The following is a 16,532-nucleotide window of genomic DNA, read 5'->3' on the forward strand; positions in this document are numbered from 1 at the left end:
TCATCTCCAGCGTTTTTCGTAGGCGCCGTGGGTCGTCTGCTGACCTTCGCTCAGCGATTTTAGACGCGCCATAAGGGCGGCGCGCTCGGTGGGCGCTGCGTTCAACGTTGCGCGCAAAGTGGAGACGACTTCGCAGATGTACGCCTTGCCACGCTGACGGCCCTCGACCTTGAGGGCCTTCACGCCCGCGGCACGAAGCTCGTCTAGTTGGTCCATCACGTCCAGCGAGACCGGGTCTTCGAACGCATAGGTCTTGCTGTCGGCGATCTCGAAGCGTCCCTTGCAAAGGGTCGGGTAGCCGGCAGGCTCGTTCGCCGAGAACATGTTGATCCTGAAGCTGCCAAGGTCCGACATCATCTCGCTGCCGACCTCGCGGTACCTGACGTGGCTCGCAGGCGAACACACGCCGTTCATGTTGGGCGATTTTCCCGTCGCGTAGGAGGATAGCGAGCATCGCCCTTCGGCCATCACGCAAAGACCCCCAAAGACGAACACCTCGAGTTCGCAACTTACACGTCGAGAGATTCGCGCGATATCTGCGATCGTCAGCGTACGCGGCAGCACGACGCGTGCTGCGCCGAAATTCTCCACCAGGTACGAGAGGGCGTCTGGATTGGAAGCGGAGGTCTGGACGGAGATGTGGAGCCGCTGCTGCGGGTGATGCTCGGCGATATGCGCCATCAGTCCAAAGTCCGCAACGATCAATGCATCCGCGCCCGCCTCCGTCGCTTCTCGCGCTCTGCGGTACCAGAGGTCCTCGTTCCCAGCCGTCATAAACGTGTTGAGCGCGACGAACGTCTTGACGCTGCGAGCATGCGCATAAGACACGGCTTGCCGAAGCTCAGACGGATCGAAGTTCAATCCTGGAAAATTGCGGGCGTTCGTTTCGTCGCGGAACCCGCAATAGACGGCGTCGGCGCCGGCATCGACAGCTTCACGGAAGGAGGAAGGGGTCCCCGCAGGGCAGATCAATTCCATGCGACACCATGCGATTCCAGCGCGCGACGCCGTATCGACGAGAGCACGCCAACCATTGAGCGGTTCAAGGGGCCGGACAGCTTGCCGATGGTCTTCACCATATCGATCTCACTGTCGTCGAGAGCGTTACGCAAGGCGAGCACGGCCTCCATATCCCCGCTAACGGCGAGCTTGCGCGCGAAGAAGATCGCATCGCCATCGACGCGTCCCTCCGCCAGCGCAAGCATTAGAAGCAAGGGGCCAGCGATAGTCGCATCGGCCGCCATAGCATTCCCTTTTCGAAAGGTACGAATGGTCCGTTCGCTGGGTCGAATGCAGAATGCAAAAGGGAGATCGGACGGAATGAAGCCGAAGCAGGCTTGTTGGTATTCCCCGAGGCGGTCGAACAGCTTGGGATGGCACTTGAGAACTTGCTGGAAAAGCAAGGATGCGATGCCCGCAGCGACCGGCAACGGTACGATGCGCGCTGTGGCCATCAGACGATGTGGGGCAAGCATTGAGGCCTCTCAGATTGAATAAGGCATCCTAGGTTTTATTGCGCCGCCTCTGTTTGATCTGCAACAAAGACAGCGACTGTTTCCTCATCGATTGCATCGTCAATGCGAAACGATGATCTTCGAACCCAACGACACAGCAATCTTCAGGCTTTCTTGCGGGAGCTCGAACAGCGCCGCCTGCTGGTGACTGTTGACGAGCCGGTCTCCCTCGTTCACGAAATGACGGCCTTGCATCAGAAAGTTCTTAACGAGAACGGCCCGGCACTTGTCTTCAAGTCGCCAATCGACGCGACTGGCCGGCTCTCGCCTGTCCCTGTCGTGGTCAATCTCTTCGGCACAAAGGAACGCATCGAACTCGGCCTCGGTCTCGGGGAGGGTGGGCTACAACGTCTAGCCGACGAACTTGCCGAGATGCAGCACCCGGTTCCGCCGAAGTCGCTCGCGGACGCCTGGAGCAAACTGCCGCTGCTGAAGGCTGCGATCAGTATGCGGCCACGACATCGTCGGACGGCGCCCTGCCAGGAGGTCGTCTACAGGGGAACGGAAATCGATCTCGGACGTCTGCCCGTCCAATGGTGCTGGCCGGGCGAGCCTGCTCCCCTGATCACGTGGCCGCTGGTGATCACACGCAGTCCTGATGATCCGGCCGACGTGAATGTCGGGATCTACCGGATGCAAGTGAGAGATTCGACGTCGCTGATTGTCAGGTGGCTCGCCCACAGAGGCGGTGCCAAGCATTTTCGGGAGTGGCAACGAAAGGGATTGGACATGCCGATCGCCATCGCGATCGGAGCGGATCCGGCGACTTTGCTTGCTGGCGTCATTCCGCTTCCAGAGGGCATGAGCGAGCTGAATTTCGCCGGCCTCCTGCGGGGATCACGCACGGACGTCAGCACGGCATTGACGGTGCCGCTTCATGTGCCGTCGAATGCCGAGATCGTCCTGGAGGGCGTCGTGTCGGCCGAAGATACGGCGCCGGAGGGCCCCTACGGTGATCACACCGGCTACTACAACTCGGTCGAATCCTTTCCCGTCGTGCGGGTGTCAGCGATCACCACCAGGCGATCACCGGTTTATCTCTCGACCTATACCGGCCGCCCGCCTGACGAACCCTCGCGTCTTGGCGAAGCCATGACGGAGTTGTTCGTTCCAATTGCCAGGCGGCAATTCCCGGAGATACGCGATCTTTGGCTTCCGCCTGAGGCCTGTTCCTACCGCGCGGCGGTCGTTTCGATCGACAAACGGTATCCCGGGCAGGCTCGTCGCATCATGATGGGTCTCTGGGCGATGCTTCCTCAGTTCAACTACACGAAACTGATAATCGTCGTCGACGCGGACATTTCCGTGAGGAACTGGGAAGACGTCATCTGGGCCGTTTCCACGCGGTTCGATGCGTCGAGAGATCTGGTCGTCATGGAAAACACCCCGATCGACTATTTGGACTTCGCATCGCCCAAGGCGGGCCTTGGAACGAAGATGGGCATTGACGCCACCAACAAGATGGGAACCGAGACCGACAGGGAATGGGGTCGCGAGCTCCAAATGCCGAGTGAACTGACTGCACGAGCCGAACAACTTTGGGAAAGGATTCGAGATGACGCCGCCAGGTGAACAACTGAACGTGGTACTGGCCGTAACCGGCGCGTCGGGTGCAGCGCTTGGCGTGGCCGTGCTGGACCAACTTGCCGCGCATGACGTGCAGGTGCACCTCGTCGTTTCAGACAGTGGAAAGCGAACTCTCGCACACGAGGTTGGAACTGAAGCTCACGGCAGAATGCTGATCAAGGCTCATCGTCACTACGACAACAGGAACATAGGCGCGGCAATTGCCAGCGGTTCCTTTCCCGTCGCTGGAATGATCGTTGCACCATGCTCGATGAAGAGTCTCGCAGCTATATCGACAGGCTTGTCAGACAGCTTGGTGTCACGCGCTGCCGACGTTCATCTCAAGGAGCGGCGTCGTCTTGTTCTCATGACCCGTGAGACGCCGCTGCATCTGGGACACCTACGAAACATGACGGCCGTGACGGAAATGGGAGCGATCGTAATGCCGCCCGTCCCGGCCTTCTATAACCGACCCCAGTGCGTCGGCGATATTGTTGATCACCTTGCACGTCGGGCGATCGATCTCTTGGGGCTTCCACTTCCCCATCTGTCGCGTGCATGGCAGGGCGAGACCGACTGGAATCAGCCGAAGATCGCAATCGGGTCCGCTCCAAAGAGCAGGGCATGACCCCCGCCAAAGAGCAACCAGACGCTCAATCCGGCCGTGACTGCGGCGGAAATCACCATCGGCATGTCCATCGCTAGAGGCTGACCTTTGAGGAGTGCACCGAGGGGCAGCATGGAGGTCTTGGCAGACAAGGTTTGCCAGCGATCTCCCAGACGCCGCTTCGCGCGCCTCTCGATCATGGGAATGGCCGAGAGAGAGAAAATGGCAAGCCCGCCGAAAAGAAGGGCCGAACGAAGGTCTCCGTTCGCCGCGATATGCCCTAACGCCCAGGACGCGAAGCCCCAAAGGACCGGATGTCTGCAAATTCGGACGACGGCGCCGGGTTGGTCGGACGACTTGATGGCGACCGAAAGGGGGTTCGAGCTCGCGAGACCCGCCAATACCAGAAATCCCCCGAATGGTGCGAGGACGAACGTGACGACGGCGTGCCAGGGCTTTAGATCCCACAACGGTACATAGTCGAGGGAAAGTGCGGAGGAAAAGAGCCACGCGAGGGCGAGGACCGAGGCTGCGGAATAGGCTAGGAAATATGTCGGCCTGCCGACGCGCGCAATGATCCCCGTTCGAACTGACGGGACCGCTGGAATCGAGTGGAGGACCAGGAACACTGCAAAAGCGGAAAAGAATGGGATCATGACGACCTCCTTTGGGAGGCGTCGATAACAGATCTGTGACAATTCTTTCTTGATCAAAATCAAACAGCTCCGAAGTGCTCGCGCGTGGGCGCAAGCTTAGCCGGACATCGCCATTCTTGCTGAGACAGCGATTGCCGGCATCGCTTGCGCCGCCCCATTACCCTCTTTGCGCCAGCGCAAAGATCTAACCCTTTTCCCTGGTTAAAGATGACGGCGTTTGTCATCTTTGAGGGACTTCCGTCATGTTTCGTGCCACCCGTCTTTGCTTGTTCCCAGTCGTTTTTGCGGCGATGCCGCTCGACCTCCATGCCGGCGAATTTCCGATCGGAGCGCCGCAGGTCGCCGGAGGGATGGAGGTTGCCGCGGTCTATCTTCAGCCGATCGAAATGGACCCGCCCGGCATGATGCTTTCGGCGGCTCAATCCGATGTCCATCTGGAGGCGGATATCCATGCGACCGGGGACAATGCCAACGGCTTCGCCGAAGGTGACTGGATGCCGAACCTACATGTCGAATACAAGGTGAAGAACCTTGGCAACGGCGTTGAGCAAAGCGGCGCCCTCGAGGCAATGGTGGCGAGCGACGGTCCGCACTATGGCGACAACGTGAAGCTAGCGGGCGCCGGCCGGTATGCGCTCGAACTCACTGTTCATCCAGGCGGACACGGCATGATGTCGTTCGGCCGCCATGTCGACAAAGAGACCGGCGTTGCCGCATGGCCAGAGGCCTTCACACTGAACTACGAGTTCGTGTTCGCGGGCGTCGGAAAAAAGGGCGGCTACTGATGCACGGCTGCCGATGGTCCATCTGCTTGTCGTTCTTTGCGGCCGCATCGATTGCGGCAGCGCCTGTATTTGCGGAGGAGGAGGATCCCGTTTTCCAGGTGCACTTCAGCAACGGGGTGGTCTCCCCCTCGGTTATCGAGGTGCCAGCGAACAAGCGCTTCAAGCTCGAACTGCACAACGACGGGACGACTCCAATAGAGTTCGAGAGCATTCCACTACGCAAGGAGAAGGTTTTGGCCTCAGGCGCGTCGAGCTTCCTCGTGTTCCGCTCCCTCGACGCGGGCAGCTACGCGTTCTTCGACGACTTCCACCTCGACATGCCGCCGGCGAAGCTGGTGGCACAATGAACGCCAACCTCTTTCTCCAGTCTTTCGAGATTGTCGCGGTGGTCTGGCGCGAGTCCCTGGAGGCGCTGCTGATCGTCGGGACGCTTCTCGTATGGTCGATGCGGGAGGGAGCGGCCTCTCGGCGTACGGCAATCCGCTGGATCGCCGGAGGTATGGTGGCAGGGCTGGGGCTTGCCGTCGCGCTGGCGGTGCTGATGACGAGTGCCGGGGACTATCTGGACGGTGACGGCGCTGACATTCTCCAGCTGGTTTTGGCGGGCATGGCAGCAATCCTCATGCTCCGCATGGTCTTTTGGATGCGCGAAATCGACCGACGGCCCTCTGGTGAGTTTGGCGGCAGGGCGGCAATGCACGCAAGAGCGGGCAACTGGATGAGATTTGCGATGCTTTCGGCGCTCGCAGTTGCCAGGGAAGGCGCAGAGACCGTGGTCTTCCTCTTCGGGCTGCTATCCTCCTCGACAGGTTCGCACGCCGGCATGGTGGCTGCCTCGGGCGCGTTGGGACTTGGACTTGCCGTCATGTGCTTCTGGGCGTTCAAGACCGGCACCGCCGTGGCGTCCAAGAAGGTTCTGTCGCGCGTCAGTCAGATCCTGTTGCTGATCCTCGGAAGCGGTCTGACGATGATGGTCGTCGACAAGTCGATATCGCTCGGGATTCTTTCGCCCATGACAGGGCCGATGTGGGATACGAGCTGGCTGCTCGACGACGCCAGCGGCATTGGTGCGTTTATCGCTGGACTGGCTGGCTACCGATCGCACCCTGAGCTTCTTCCGCTGATAGGTCTTAGCGCATATTGGCTGGTCGCATCGTTGGCATATTTGCCCCCTGGGGATGACAGGGTGCACGCGTGACGACAATGCAGGTGGTGCCGAGAGGATTCGTTGCAGCCTTCGGCGATATGCTGCTACGGCGGCAAGCGCTCATCCGCCGCGCGCAATGGGTGATAATCAGCGCCTATGTCTTCCTTCTCGCAGCGCCGCTGCTCCTGCCGTTGCCGCGGAGCAGCGACTTCATTTGGAACAACCTGTCGCGGTTCGCCCAGTTCGCCTTCTGGGGCGTGTGGTGGCCTTTCGTCGTGTTGGCGACCGCGCTCGTCGGGCGCTTCTGGTGCGGTCTTCTCTGCCCCGAAGGCGCGTTATCCGAGTTCGCCAGCGAGAGGGGCGCTGCGAGGGCCATTCCAGGTTGGATGAAGTGGTCCGGATGGCCGGTCGTATCCTTCATCGCCACCACGGTTTATGGACAGCTTACCAGCATCTACCAGTATCCAAAGCCTGCGGCGCTGCTGCTCGGCGGTTCGACCTTCGTCGCAATGATCGTCGGCGCGCGCTACGGAAAGGCGAAGCGTATCTGGTGCAGGTTTCTTTGCCCGGTTAGCGGAGTGTTCGGCCTCGTTTCAAAGCTCGCTCCGCTTCATTTTCAGGTGGAACTGGAAGCGTGGCGCCGTTCTGCAAGGGCCGACGCGCCAGCCGTAAACTGCGCGCCCCTGGTGCCCATCAAGACGATGCAGGGAGCATCCGCATGCCACATGTGCGGCCGGTGCAGCGGCCATCGTGGTGCCATACGCTTGGCATGGCGTAAGCCCGCGATGGACATCATCTACGGCTCCGGGCGCAGGGCAACCTCCTGGGAGACAATCCTGATCGTGCCGGTGCTTCTTGGCGTGGTGCCGGCCGCACTTCATTGGTCGAGCAGCGCGATCTTCCAGGCTCTCAGGCAGTGGCTCGTCGAACTCTGTGTCGATGCCCAGTGGATCTGGCCGCTTTCCCTGCGGCTTCCCTGGTGGATCCTCACGAACTACCCCTCGGTCAACGACGTCATGACCGTAGCCGACGGTCTTTGCCTCCTGGTGCTGATCTTGCTCGGGTGCTTGTCTGCAACCATTCTTTTCATTGGCCCACTTGCGGCAAGCAGTCTCGTGCTTCGACGGCCCCTCACTATCCTCCACCACTTAGCTCAGGCTTTGATCCCGCTGGCTGCCGCTTCGTTGTTCGCCGGACTGCTTTCACTCACGATAACGCAACTTCACGCAGACGGGGTCGTACTGCCACACGCCGACCAGGCGAGGGCAGCGGCAATCCTGGTGTCGGCCCTGTGGTCGCTCAGGATGTTCTCCAGCATCACTGGGATCTACACCAGGGCGATCGGACGGAGGGTAGCGGCGACGGCGCTGGTATGCATCCCCATCACCCTGTTCTGCATCGCTTGGCTCATAGCCCTTCTGTCGTAGTCTCAAAGACCCGAGCCCTGGAGATCTACGGACATGGCCGGCCATGTCCGCGTCAACAGTTGAGGCGAACGCAAGCTGCTGCTCGATCACGTGATCGACGGTCACCAGTCACCTTCCACGACGCCGCGTCGCGTAAGAACTTCGTTTTCGAGCACGCGCTCGATCACCTCGTCACCCTGATTGAACGATTGGGCAGAGGAGTCGATGCAGACGATATTCTCTCCGGCGTACTTGAAGGACCGCGTCGCAAGATGGGCAAGTGCCCGGGCGGCGTGTTAAGTCCGTGATGACTTCCCCTGTCGTTAGGCTGATGGCCGCGTGACGATGAAGGCTGCGCATAAACTCATCACGGCGGCGACTATCGTGAGCGTCACCACGCCAGGGGCGAGCCAGAACAGGAAGAGGAAATTCGCCGACATGGCAATGATTGCAGCGAGCTTCGCCCTGCGCGGGACCGCTTGCCGTTCCCGCCATGATCGGATGGGACCGCCCAGGGTAGGGTGTGACACCAGCCAGGTCTCGAAGCGTGGCGACGTGCGCGCAAAGATGGCGGCGGACAGAATTAAAAATGGGGTGGTCGGCAGTAGAGGGAGGACGACCCCAGCTACCCCAAGGGCCACTGACGCCCAAGCCAAAGCGATCATCAAGCTGCGCATCAGTGCTCCAAGTTTCTCATCGTCTCTATGGCTCAAAGAGAACTTCTTCTTTGACATGCATCAAAGAAGGTGGTGTCGGTTGTCCAGGAACGAGATGGAGGAGACCTTCATGATTCCTAGGTTTGTAACGGCTTTTTTGAAGTCGTCCGGGCCTCGTTGTCATGGAGCCTGAAGGCGGGCATCGCGAGCACGTCGTGCTACTCCCGATCGCCGTCGGCAAGCTTCAGAAGTCGTGGAGAGTCAGTCACGGTGAGCTTCTGCCGTCCCCCTTCCACGATGCCTTTTGACTCCCAGGCGCTCAGGATACGCGACACCGTGTGAAGCGTCGTCCCGGTCATTTCGGCGATGTCCTGCCTTGAAATCGGAAAGTCGATGCGGATTCCCTCTTCGACGGCGCGTCCTGCCTGTTTTGACAGGCGCAGTACCGCATGGGCCACTCGCTTTTCAACTTCCTCGGTGGACATCTCGCGGATCCTGGTGTGCGCCTCCTCGAGCCGCTGCCCGATCGTTTGCATCGCTGTCGTGGCGAGACGCGGGTTCTGCTCGACGAAACGAGACCACATCTCTGTCGGCCAGCCGATGATAAGGCTTTCGGCTGCGGCCCGCGCCGTGCCCGGATAATCCGGCCGCCGGAGAGCCATGGCAAAACCGAACAGATCACCCGGATGCACCATCCGGACGATAATCTGTTGTCCATCGTGGGTGACTTGGGTGACCTTCAGCCGCCCATGAAGCAACAGGAAGAATGATTTCGCCTGCGCACCTTGCTCGAATACGGCATCGCCCTGGGCGACGCGACGTGGCACGGCATGCTCTAGCATCGAATCAAGGTCAGCGTCCGTCACTCGCTCGAAGAGCGGCAACGACTTCAAAATTGTTCGATCAACCTTCATCGTTGCTCCGATCCTTTGGGCCACTTGCGAATGTGCCAAAGATGCCTGCTGCTGCTTTGCGCGCGAAATATTCGGCGCTCTCAAGGATAGAGTGTCTTCGAACCAAGCGAAAGCCGAGATTATCGGGAGGGCTCCCGACGGAACAACCGCCGCCCTTGGGATTTCGGACAAAGCTGCTCATGGGGGCCCGATGCTTGCCGGACGCGATCATGATGCCGCAGTCCCCACGATCAGGTTCCTCGGCTTTCGACGGACTTCCAATGTCGATGCGCTTGTTGCACGTCGTCGTCCATTCCCAGACATTGCCGGCGAAATCGACGAGCCCCGTTCGGCTGATTCCAAACGACCCTCTCGCCTGTGGCCGCGGGTCGGTCGCGGCGGCACGGCGCGCCTCGCGCTCGTAGTCCGCCAACCATCGCGTCGCGGGATTCTTGTCGTTCATGTCGATGCCAAGCGCGTCGTCGGGAAAGCGGTCGGCCGCAGCATAAGCGAGTTCGAAATCCGTCGGCAGGCGCCACTCCTCTCCCGTGCGCTTCGACAGCCACGTTGCATACTGAACGGCGTCGTCGTAGCTGACGCCGGTCACAGGAACATCTTCTCGCAAGAGGCTGTCTCTTCCCTCCGCGGCCGCGCAGACATCATCGGCCACGCAGCGGTTGTACTCGGCGAGGGTGGTCTGAAACTTCATTATGTCCAGGGGCGTGCTCATCGCAACATCCCGTTTGGGAGCGTCGATTGCAAGGCCGTTTCGAAAATATTCGGTCGCTTCGCGATAAGCAAAGACGCCAGGCGCCACGGTCACGAGCTCGGGCGAGGCGATGGTCGGGATCGGCTTGCTCACCGCAACGAACCCGGATTCCACCGCGACTGCTCCCGAAAGTATCGCAAGCAGGGCTAAAGGGATCGCGATGGATATGTCGGAAACGGCATCAGTCGCAGCGTTGCGAGCCATGGTTCTTACGCACGTGGCGCCTTTCTAATAGTGGTGSGCGGGCCACCTCAGCCCGCGCACCTCCCCCGCCGCCGATCAACTTGCCGATGGCGCTCTGACCGAAGTCATGAGGTCGTCATTCCACTCGCCGGTGACCTTGAAGTGGGCCGCGGCGCCGAGTTCGAACGCCTCGATGAGGTTGTGGTTCACGTAGGCGTAGATGCCCGGCTGGGCGAAGGTGTAGACCGCCGCGCCCGCCGTTCCGCCCGGTATGAACCAGGTTTCCTGATCGATGTCCGGCACGTTCTGGAACTTGCCGGTCGCCCACACGTACTCGCCGTGACCGCCGATAAGGTGCGGACGCGTGTCGCGATTGGCCTGCGAATGAATGATCAGGACAGTTTCGCCGACCTTGGCGGTCATTGCATTCTCGCCGGTCAGCGCGCCGACGGCGCCATTGAAGACGATGTGCGTGGGGGTCAGCGTCTTCATCACGGCGACGGTGTCCTCGTATGCTTCGCCGGGGCTGTCGTACTTCTTGAATTGACCGGTTTCGTCCCGCGGAATGTAGAAATCCTGCTCGCCAACGTAGTAGACCTTGTCGTAGACGATCGGCTTCCCATGGCCATCGGCGAGCCCCTCGCGCGGCAGCACCATGATCGCGCCGTTCATGCCCGAGGTGACGTGCCACGGCACCATTCCGGGAGGTGCGCAGTGGTACACGAAGACGCCTGCCTTCGTCGCCTTGAAGCGAAGAACCGTGCTCTCGCCAGGGTTGACGACGGTCAGGGCGCCGCCGCCAAGTCCGCCGGTCGCAGCATGGAAGTCGATGTTGTGCTGCATGGTATTGGTTTCGGGGTTCACAAGCGTAAGCTCCACATAGTCGTCCTGGTGGACCACCATCAGCGGGCCTGGCACCGAACCGTCGAACGTCATCGCGTTGACCTCGGTCCCTTCCTTGTCGAGCACCATCTTCTTCTCCTGGATGGTGAGCGTGAATTCCTTGATCCTGGGTCCGCCCTTGGCGATCTGATCGTGCGCATGCACGAACGGCGGCTTTATAAGCTCAACCTTCTCGCGAGGGAGCTTCGAAACGTCGACGGCGCTCTTGTGAGCCTTGAGCGCTTCCATCGAATGCGCGTCGTCAGCCTTCGCTGCATTGGTGGCGACGATGATTGGCGTTAGTGCTCCGGCGACAGCAGCGCCAGTCAGCATCGTGCGCCGGGTCATTTGCATGTTACTGGTCATTTCCACTCTCCTGAAGTCGAAGACGGAGCGAACGCCGCCCGGTCGAAGTGGAAAATAGTAGAACCCCGGTGTCACTCTTTGATTTGGCGCAAACTCACAATTTGTGGCAGCGCAAAGTTCAACGGTGCTTCTTTGCGTAATCTCAACGACTGTTGTCTTGAAACCCGGCATTGCTGTGTGATCAAACTGGAGACACTGATCATGCAGAAGACAATGGGAAGGGACGAACGTGTTCCGCGTGGAATGTCGCGTTCCGGGCTTGTCCTCTTTTCCTACGGGTTCCGTCCATTCTTCCTGGCGTCGGCATTGTGGGCGATCGTCAGCATCGATTTATGGGCCGCCTTCCTTTCCTTTGGAATTCCGCTCGCAACCGAGTACGGGACCCTCTACTGGCATGCCCATGAGATGATCTTCGGTTTTGCGCCCGCGATCCTGGCCGGCTTCCTGCTCACGGCAATCCCAAACTGGACCGGCAGACTGCCGATTTCGGGACGCCCTCTTGCGGTACTCTTTTCCGTATGGTGCGCGGGCCGAATAGCCATGCTGGCCAGCACGTCGATCGGGGTGGTCCCAGCCGTCGCAGTCGACTGCCTCTTTCTGCCGGCAATGCTTGTCCTGTGTACACGGGAGGTTGTCGCTGGCAAGAAATGGAAAGACCTGAAAGTGATCGCGGGACTCGTGGTTCTTTCAACCGCAAATGTGATCTTTCATATGGAGGTGATTTCGGGGCAGAACCCCGAGCTGCCCACCCGTCTCGGCCTCGGAGCTTATGTACTGCTGGTGACGATCGTGGGCGGACGAATCCTTCCAAGTTTCACGCGGAACTGGCTGAACCAGTTCGGCCGAACAGAATTTCCGGTTCCCTACAACCGCTACGATGCCGCAACGATCATCGTCGGCGCCATCGCATTGGCCGCATGGGCCATCGCCCCGGAAGCGGTTCTGACCGGCCTTTGCGCAGCTATTGCAGCGGCGATGAACGGGATCAGGCTCTATCGTTGGCGCGGATGGAACGTCTGGCAAGAACCGATCCTTTTCGTGCTCCATGCCGCTTACGCTTTCGTGCCCCTCGGATTCGCTGCCGTGAGCCTGGGCTCAATCGGAATGCCCCAGGTGGCCGTTCTTCACGTATTTGCCATCGGAGCAATCTCTCTCATGATGCTGGCGGTCATGACGAGGGCCACGCGCGGACATACAGGACGGAAAGTAAAGTCGAGCCGATTCACCAACTCTTCCTATATCGTGTTGGGCGCAGTCGCCCTTCTTCGGCCGACCGCCGAGCTGGTGCCGTCGCTCAGCACCGAAATATTGGTCGCGTCAGCGATCGGCTGGACAGTGGCGTTCTGTATGTTCATCCATGAGCACGCGCCGTTCCTGTGCCGGGAAAGGAAACCCTTGGGAGCTAAGGGAAATTGAAACCCGCGCGCGGCTGCAGTACTTTGGTCGCGCGTCCCTCAACCATTCGCTAATACCAATGTCCGACGTCAACTTTTCGTAGATTAATTGGCTCAGCTTCAGCGCGCGTTGCTCCTCGCCGATAGGAACGGCGCTTGCTGCGCGACAAGTCCCGCGCACCCGCAACGCCGCGCCTGCCGCTGGCTGCGGCGCGCAGGCACCAGATGCTGGAGGCAATCCGCTAACCTTTGGTCAGGGCTGCGCGGCGGCAGCCATGACCGCCGGTTGATCCGAACCCCATTGAGATTTCTTCGCATGTGCGAAAGGATGGCGCCATGGCGGACGACACGATGATCGAACTCAGCCGGTACGAACTGCGCGCGGTCACTGGCTTCGCGGTGGCGTGCGCGCGGCCGGCCTTGGCGCTCTTCGAACGGGAACGCCCTGACGATCCGCGCCCACGAGCCGCGATAGACGCGGCGCAGGCCTTCGCGGATGGCGCCGAGCGTACCAAAGCGCTACGTGACAGCGCATGGGCAGCGCAGCGGGCGGCCCAGGAAGCCCGCGATGCAGGCCAGGCTGCCGCGAGCGACGCGGCGCGCGCGGCGCTTGCCGCCGCCGGTGCGGCGTTCCTCCACCCCCTGGCGAAAGCGACTCAGGTCAAGCATATCCTCGGGTCGGCCGCTCATGCCGCTCGAGCGTTCGAACTCTCCGCCGGCAGCGACCCCACCGTCGGAGCTGATTGCATCGCGCAGTCGCGGATCCTTGCTCATTGCGTGGTGGTGGCCGTCCTAAGGCGTTATCCGGGGGCCCCGTCGGGCGGTGGGCGGGTCGGAGAATTGATCCGTCATTTGGACGAGTCTTTGCGATGATCTTGGAAGGGAATGCTGGTCCGCACGAAGCCAAAGTTCACTTTCCGCCCTCCCGCGACCTTCCGAACGTCTGCAAACGGGGCAGGGCCGCGCCACTCTTCCCGAGCCCGTGCGGACGCCCTTGGTCGGGTACCAAGCGTCCGCTTCAATCCGCTGGTTGCACTAAACGCTTTCCGATTTCCGATATCGAACCATTTGAATGGCAAGTTGCTCGGGGGCCGGCCAATCAACAACCACCTTCTTCGATGCGCCGTTTGCAATGGCTCGCGGCGGATAGCGTTGGAGATTGCGCAAGGCCATGGCGGCAAAGACCTTTCTTGGGGAAGCGCGTGTCACTCTGCTCCCGTCGGGTCCACAGCCTGGCGGGAGGTCGATGAAGCGACGAACCTCGTCTCTTCGCTCAGAACGCTGCCATCAGCGCCCACGACTGCGATCCATATCCGGTTGCCGAACCGAACAGTCAGGCGAGACCGTCCGCTGTCTTCGCCCTTACCGACCTCGACCCTACTGCGGACAAGACCCTGGCTCATGTATTTTCGGAGCGTTTCGGGTTCGAGGCCGAAGCACGCGGCCAAGTGCGACGCGTCGACGGTCGGAGAGTCGAGATCAATTTTCACAGTTCCACCTCTCCAACAGATGCTGGATCGATCCGAGTCATAACGGCTCCAGCGAGAACAAGGCCGACATCTCCGGCGACCATGGAGGATCATACACCAGGTCGACAACGACCTCGGTGACGCAGTCGATCTGTTCGATCCGTGTTCTGACGGCATCTACAATGAAGCCAGAGGCCGGACAGAAGCGCGTGGTGGTCGTCATCTTGATCGTCACTACCCCGTTCTCATCAATGTCGACGCCGTATACGAGTCCAAGATCGACTATTCCGGTGCCGACCTCTGGGTCCTCGATCCCACGAAGCGCATCGAGAACGATGTCTTGGGTCAAATCAGGACTGGTCATTGGTCGTATCCAAAGGCGTCGCTCTGATCATGATCCGATAGACTTTTCCTGTATCGTCGAAGTTTCCGATCCATTCGTGTCCACGTTCCTTCAACTCATTGAATAGGAACACCGGCTCGCGGTTCAAGAGGGCGAAGAGTACCTCGCCGCTGCTCATGGTCTCCAGTCGCGACAGAATTCGCTCCATTGGTTCGGGAGGTGCAAGATCAGTCAGGTCAAGGTTCCAAGTGGGATCTGGCCAGATCGCCTCCGTCTCTGGCGCCGCAGTTTCTGGTTCTTCAAGCGCCGCGCGCGGAACAAATTCGATCTCCCAGTCGTCGTCCGCCACGCGTTTGGTAACGTGTTCAAAGCCGCGCTGTTCCAGCTGCCGGATTAGTGGAACCGGTTCAAATGTCGCGTGCAGTCTCACGCCCTCTCCCGGACCGAGGCTTGCGAAGGTGTCCATGATCAGTTGAAAGGGCATCCCACCATCACGCAGGATCTGTCGAACATCGAGTTCACGAAGCTGAACCATTGGCGTTACCTCTTTGTGTTCGCGGCTACAAATAGCGCCGGCTGTTTAAATGGTGCTGTCTTGGTGGCTGCCGCCACGTGTGAGAGCGATCGTGCGAGCGCAAGCTCCAGGGTTAGGGCGGCAGTTGCCACGGTCTGAATTATGACGGCCATTTGAAAGCCCGGATCTGACTTTAAAGCGATCGAAGCCGCCGCCGCAATGACTGCGAAGTAGAACATACCCAACCACCTAGCGGCGCGGCGACCGGCTACAAGATCCCCCAGGCGAGGCGTGGGCCTACGACCCAGGAGAGGACCAAATGCTTCGATCCACGTCAGGAAAGGTACAATCTTCAGAAGCTGCGCGAGGCCCAGACCGGTAAGCCAGCCAAAGACGAACAGGTAGGCAATTGCGGCAAAGGTCTCAGACCCGGCGTGGAGCACAAGGGCGATAGGAAGCATCGGGACCGAGACCCCGAGAAGGACGAATGCGGGTAGCGAGCCCGAAGTGTTGAGTTCCAGCTCTCTACGGTGCCGCGCGCGATATGTTCTGAACAGCTCCGCAAGGTATGCAGCGATCGTGAGTTGAAAGATAGTCGCTGCTGCCAGGAAGACGAGACCTGCGACGCCGGAGTAGAACACGGCGCAGAACAGAGCGATTGCCAGCATAGAGGTCCCCACTAGTCCGGATCGACGGACAACAGCCGATTTTTTCATTTCATCGGAGAGGAGGAACATCGGAAGCAGCTTGTAGCTGACGCCGATCGCGGCGAAGGTCATCCACCCGAACAGCCCAAAGGTTGCGTGGAAAGGCACTGCATTCGTCACGAATTCCACCACGCCGGACGCTCCGACGACACCGGAAATGGTTGCCGCGAACAGGACCCCGAGAGCGGCGGTTATCATGAGACACGCGATGCCGATGAGGACGAGCGGAGATGCCGAATGAACCTTTCTACCGTGCCATAGGACGATGAACAGGACTGCACCGATTGACAGGATGGCGCCTCCGAGCGTCAGCGACGCCAGTATCATCATCGGTCCTGCAGCATCCGATCCGGCATCGATCAAATGGAAGCCGAAGAACAGAAGGCCCAGGCCAACGACGAAGCCCGCCAGGCACGGTGCGTCCAATCGATCGGACGGCAGGCTCAGACCCGTGAGGACAGGTGCGAACTGCAAGAGTGCACCTATCATCAAGAGACCGAGCCAACCTATGGTCATGGAATGCACGACGATAAGCGCATGGGGTTCAGTGACGTCCGACGAAGGCGTCCAGGCCCCGACCGAAAGCAGACCCTCGGCAAGGAGCAAAAAGAATAGCGCCGCGCCGAAATAGGCCATTGTCCAACGCGACAGTGTGGTGCCCACGGGCATCATCGC

19 protein-coding genes are annotated in these 16,532 nt (G+C 60.2%); 8 read left to right on the forward strand and 11 right to left on the reverse strand.

All coding sequences use genetic code 11. The features are described 5' to 3' along the window. Both ubiU and ubiT read right to left on the reverse strand, forming a co-directional pair. Window positions 1-978 (reverse strand): ubiquinone anaerobic biosynthesis protein UbiU, encoded by a 978-nt coding sequence (ubiU, locus tag AC1D2R_RS17530; RefSeq protein ID WP_477968804.1) that lies wholly within the window; start codon window positions 976-978, stop codon window positions 1-3. Then, window positions 969-1,475 carry a ubiquinone anaerobic biosynthesis accessory factor UbiT gene (gene ubiT / locus AC1D2R_RS17535; RefSeq protein ID WP_477968806.1) on the reverse strand — a complete coding sequence of 169 codons (507 nt, stop codon included), beginning with the start codon at window positions 1,473-1,475 and terminating at the stop codon, window positions 969-971. Before ubiT ends, ubiU begins: the two co-directional genes overlap by 10 nt. Before the next feature lie 102 nt (window positions 1,476-1,577). On the opposite strand from ubiT, the gene AC1D2R_RS17540 reads away from it, so the two are divergent. Then, window positions 1,578-3,086 carry a UbiD family decarboxylase gene (locus AC1D2R_RS17540; RefSeq protein WP_477968808.1) on the forward strand — a complete coding sequence of 503 codons (1,509 nt, stop codon included), beginning with the start codon at window positions 1,578-1,580 and terminating at the stop codon, window positions 3,084-3,086. Continuing rightward, the gene (locus tag AC1D2R_RS17545; protein ID WP_477968810.1) at window positions 3,070-3,708 is read left to right on the forward strand and encodes a UbiX family flavin prenyltransferase; all 639 of its coding nucleotides are present in this window, start codon (window positions 3,070-3,072) and stop codon (window positions 3,706-3,708) included. Before AC1D2R_RS17540 ends, AC1D2R_RS17545 begins: the two co-directional genes overlap by 17 nt. Here AC1D2R_RS17545 and AC1D2R_RS17550 read toward each other — a convergent pair. Beyond that, a complete protein-coding gene (locus AC1D2R_RS17550; RefSeq protein ID WP_477968812.1) occupies window positions 3,663-4,343 on the reverse strand; it encodes an NnrU family protein in 681 nt (226 codons plus the stop codon). The two genes, AC1D2R_RS17545 and AC1D2R_RS17550, sit on opposite strands and share 46 nt — an antisense overlap. A 242-nt stretch (window positions 4,344-4,585) precedes the next feature. On the opposite strand from AC1D2R_RS17550, the gene AC1D2R_RS17555 reads away from it, so the two are divergent. Genes AC1D2R_RS17555 through AC1D2R_RS17570 form a run of 4 tightly spaced genes read left to right on the forward strand, consistent with a single transcriptional unit; the run spans window position 4,586 to window position 7,702 of the window. Next, a complete protein-coding gene (locus tag AC1D2R_RS17555; protein WP_477968814.1) occupies window positions 4,586-5,128 on the forward strand; it encodes an iron transporter in 543 nt (180 codons plus the stop codon). Between the two features lie 26 nt (window positions 5,129-5,154). Further along, a complete protein-coding gene (locus tag AC1D2R_RS17560; RefSeq protein WP_477968816.1) occupies window positions 5,155-5,475 on the forward strand; it encodes a cupredoxin domain-containing protein in 321 nt (106 codons plus the stop codon). Further along, window positions 5,472-6,326, forward strand: coding sequence for an FTR1 family iron permease (locus AC1D2R_RS17565; RefSeq protein WP_477968818.1), 855 nt, complete (start codon window positions 5,472-5,474; stop codon window positions 6,324-6,326). The genes AC1D2R_RS17560 and AC1D2R_RS17565 overlap by 4 nt, the downstream gene beginning before the upstream one ends. 5 nt (window positions 6,327-6,331) lie before the next feature. Further along, on the forward strand, window positions 6,332-7,702 hold the full coding sequence (locus AC1D2R_RS17570) for a 4Fe-4S binding protein (protein ID WP_477968976.1): 1,371 nt from the start codon (window positions 6,332-6,334) through the stop codon (window positions 7,700-7,702). 302 nt (window positions 7,703-8,004) lie between these two features. On the opposite strand, the gene AC1D2R_RS17575 is transcribed toward AC1D2R_RS17570, so the two are convergent. The 4 genes from AC1D2R_RS17575 to nirK form a co-directional block, all read right to left on the reverse strand. Beyond that, entirely contained in the window at window positions 8,005-8,415 is a 411-nt protein-coding gene (locus tag AC1D2R_RS17575) for a YbaN family protein (protein ID WP_477968819.1), read from the reverse strand. Between the two features lie 140 nt (window positions 8,416-8,555). Further along, a complete protein-coding gene (locus tag AC1D2R_RS17580; RefSeq protein ID WP_477968821.1) occupies window positions 8,556-9,251 on the reverse strand; it encodes a Crp/Fnr family transcriptional regulator in 696 nt (231 codons plus the stop codon). Further along, window positions 9,241-10,203, reverse strand: a complete 963-nt coding sequence (locus AC1D2R_RS17585; protein ID WP_477968823.1) for an SUMF1/EgtB/PvdO family nonheme iron enzyme — start codon at window positions 10,201-10,203, stop codon at window positions 9,241-9,243. The genes AC1D2R_RS17580 and AC1D2R_RS17585 overlap by 11 nt, the downstream gene beginning before the upstream one ends. A 75-nt stretch (window positions 10,204-10,278) precedes the next feature. Next, window positions 10,279-11,430, reverse strand: coding sequence for a copper-containing nitrite reductase (gene nirK / locus AC1D2R_RS17590; protein WP_477968825.1), 1,152 nt, complete (start codon window positions 11,428-11,430; stop codon window positions 10,279-10,281). Between the two features lie 201 nt (window positions 11,431-11,631). Here nirK and AC1D2R_RS17595 point away from each other — a divergent pair, with 201 nt between their 5' ends. Together AC1D2R_RS17595 and AC1D2R_RS17600 are read left to right on the forward strand one after the other, a co-directional pair. Then, window positions 11,632-12,846 (forward strand): NnrS family protein, encoded by a 1,215-nt coding sequence (locus tag AC1D2R_RS17595; protein ID WP_477968827.1) that lies wholly within the window; start codon window positions 11,632-11,634, stop codon window positions 12,844-12,846. 314 nt (window positions 12,847-13,160) lie between these two features. Beyond that, entirely contained in the window at window positions 13,161-13,697 is a 537-nt protein-coding gene (locus AC1D2R_RS17600) for a putative immunity protein (RefSeq protein ID WP_477968828.1), read from the forward strand. A gap of 332 nt (window positions 13,698-14,029) precedes the next feature. Here the strand turns inward: AC1D2R_RS17600 and AC1D2R_RS17605 are convergent, their stop codons facing one another. The 4 genes from AC1D2R_RS17605 to AC1D2R_RS17620 are packed head-to-tail and all read right to left on the reverse strand — an operon-like array spanning window position 14,030 to window position 16,529. Further along, complete coding sequence (locus tag AC1D2R_RS17605; protein ID WP_477968830.1) at window positions 14,030-14,314, reverse strand: DUF6522 family protein; 285 nt, start codon at window positions 14,312-14,314, stop codon at window positions 14,030-14,032. A 37-nt stretch (window positions 14,315-14,351) separates the two neighbouring features. Beyond that, window positions 14,352-14,657, reverse strand: coding sequence for a metal-sulfur cluster assembly factor (locus AC1D2R_RS17610; RefSeq protein WP_477968832.1), 306 nt, complete (start codon window positions 14,655-14,657; stop codon window positions 14,352-14,354). Continuing rightward, entirely contained in the window at window positions 14,644-15,171 is a 528-nt protein-coding gene (locus tag AC1D2R_RS17615; RefSeq protein WP_477968834.1) for a DUF2249 domain-containing protein, read from the reverse strand. The genes AC1D2R_RS17610 and AC1D2R_RS17615 overlap by 14 nt, the downstream gene beginning before the upstream one ends. 5 nt (window positions 15,172-15,176) lie before the next feature. After that, a complete protein-coding gene (locus tag AC1D2R_RS17620) occupies window positions 15,177-16,529 on the reverse strand; it encodes a hypothetical protein (protein ID WP_477968836.1) in 1,353 nt (450 codons plus the stop codon). Window positions 16,530-16,532: the final 3 nt, after the last annotated feature.

The sequence above is a fragment of the Rhizobium sp. P1_C7 genome (genome assembly GCF_056406295.1).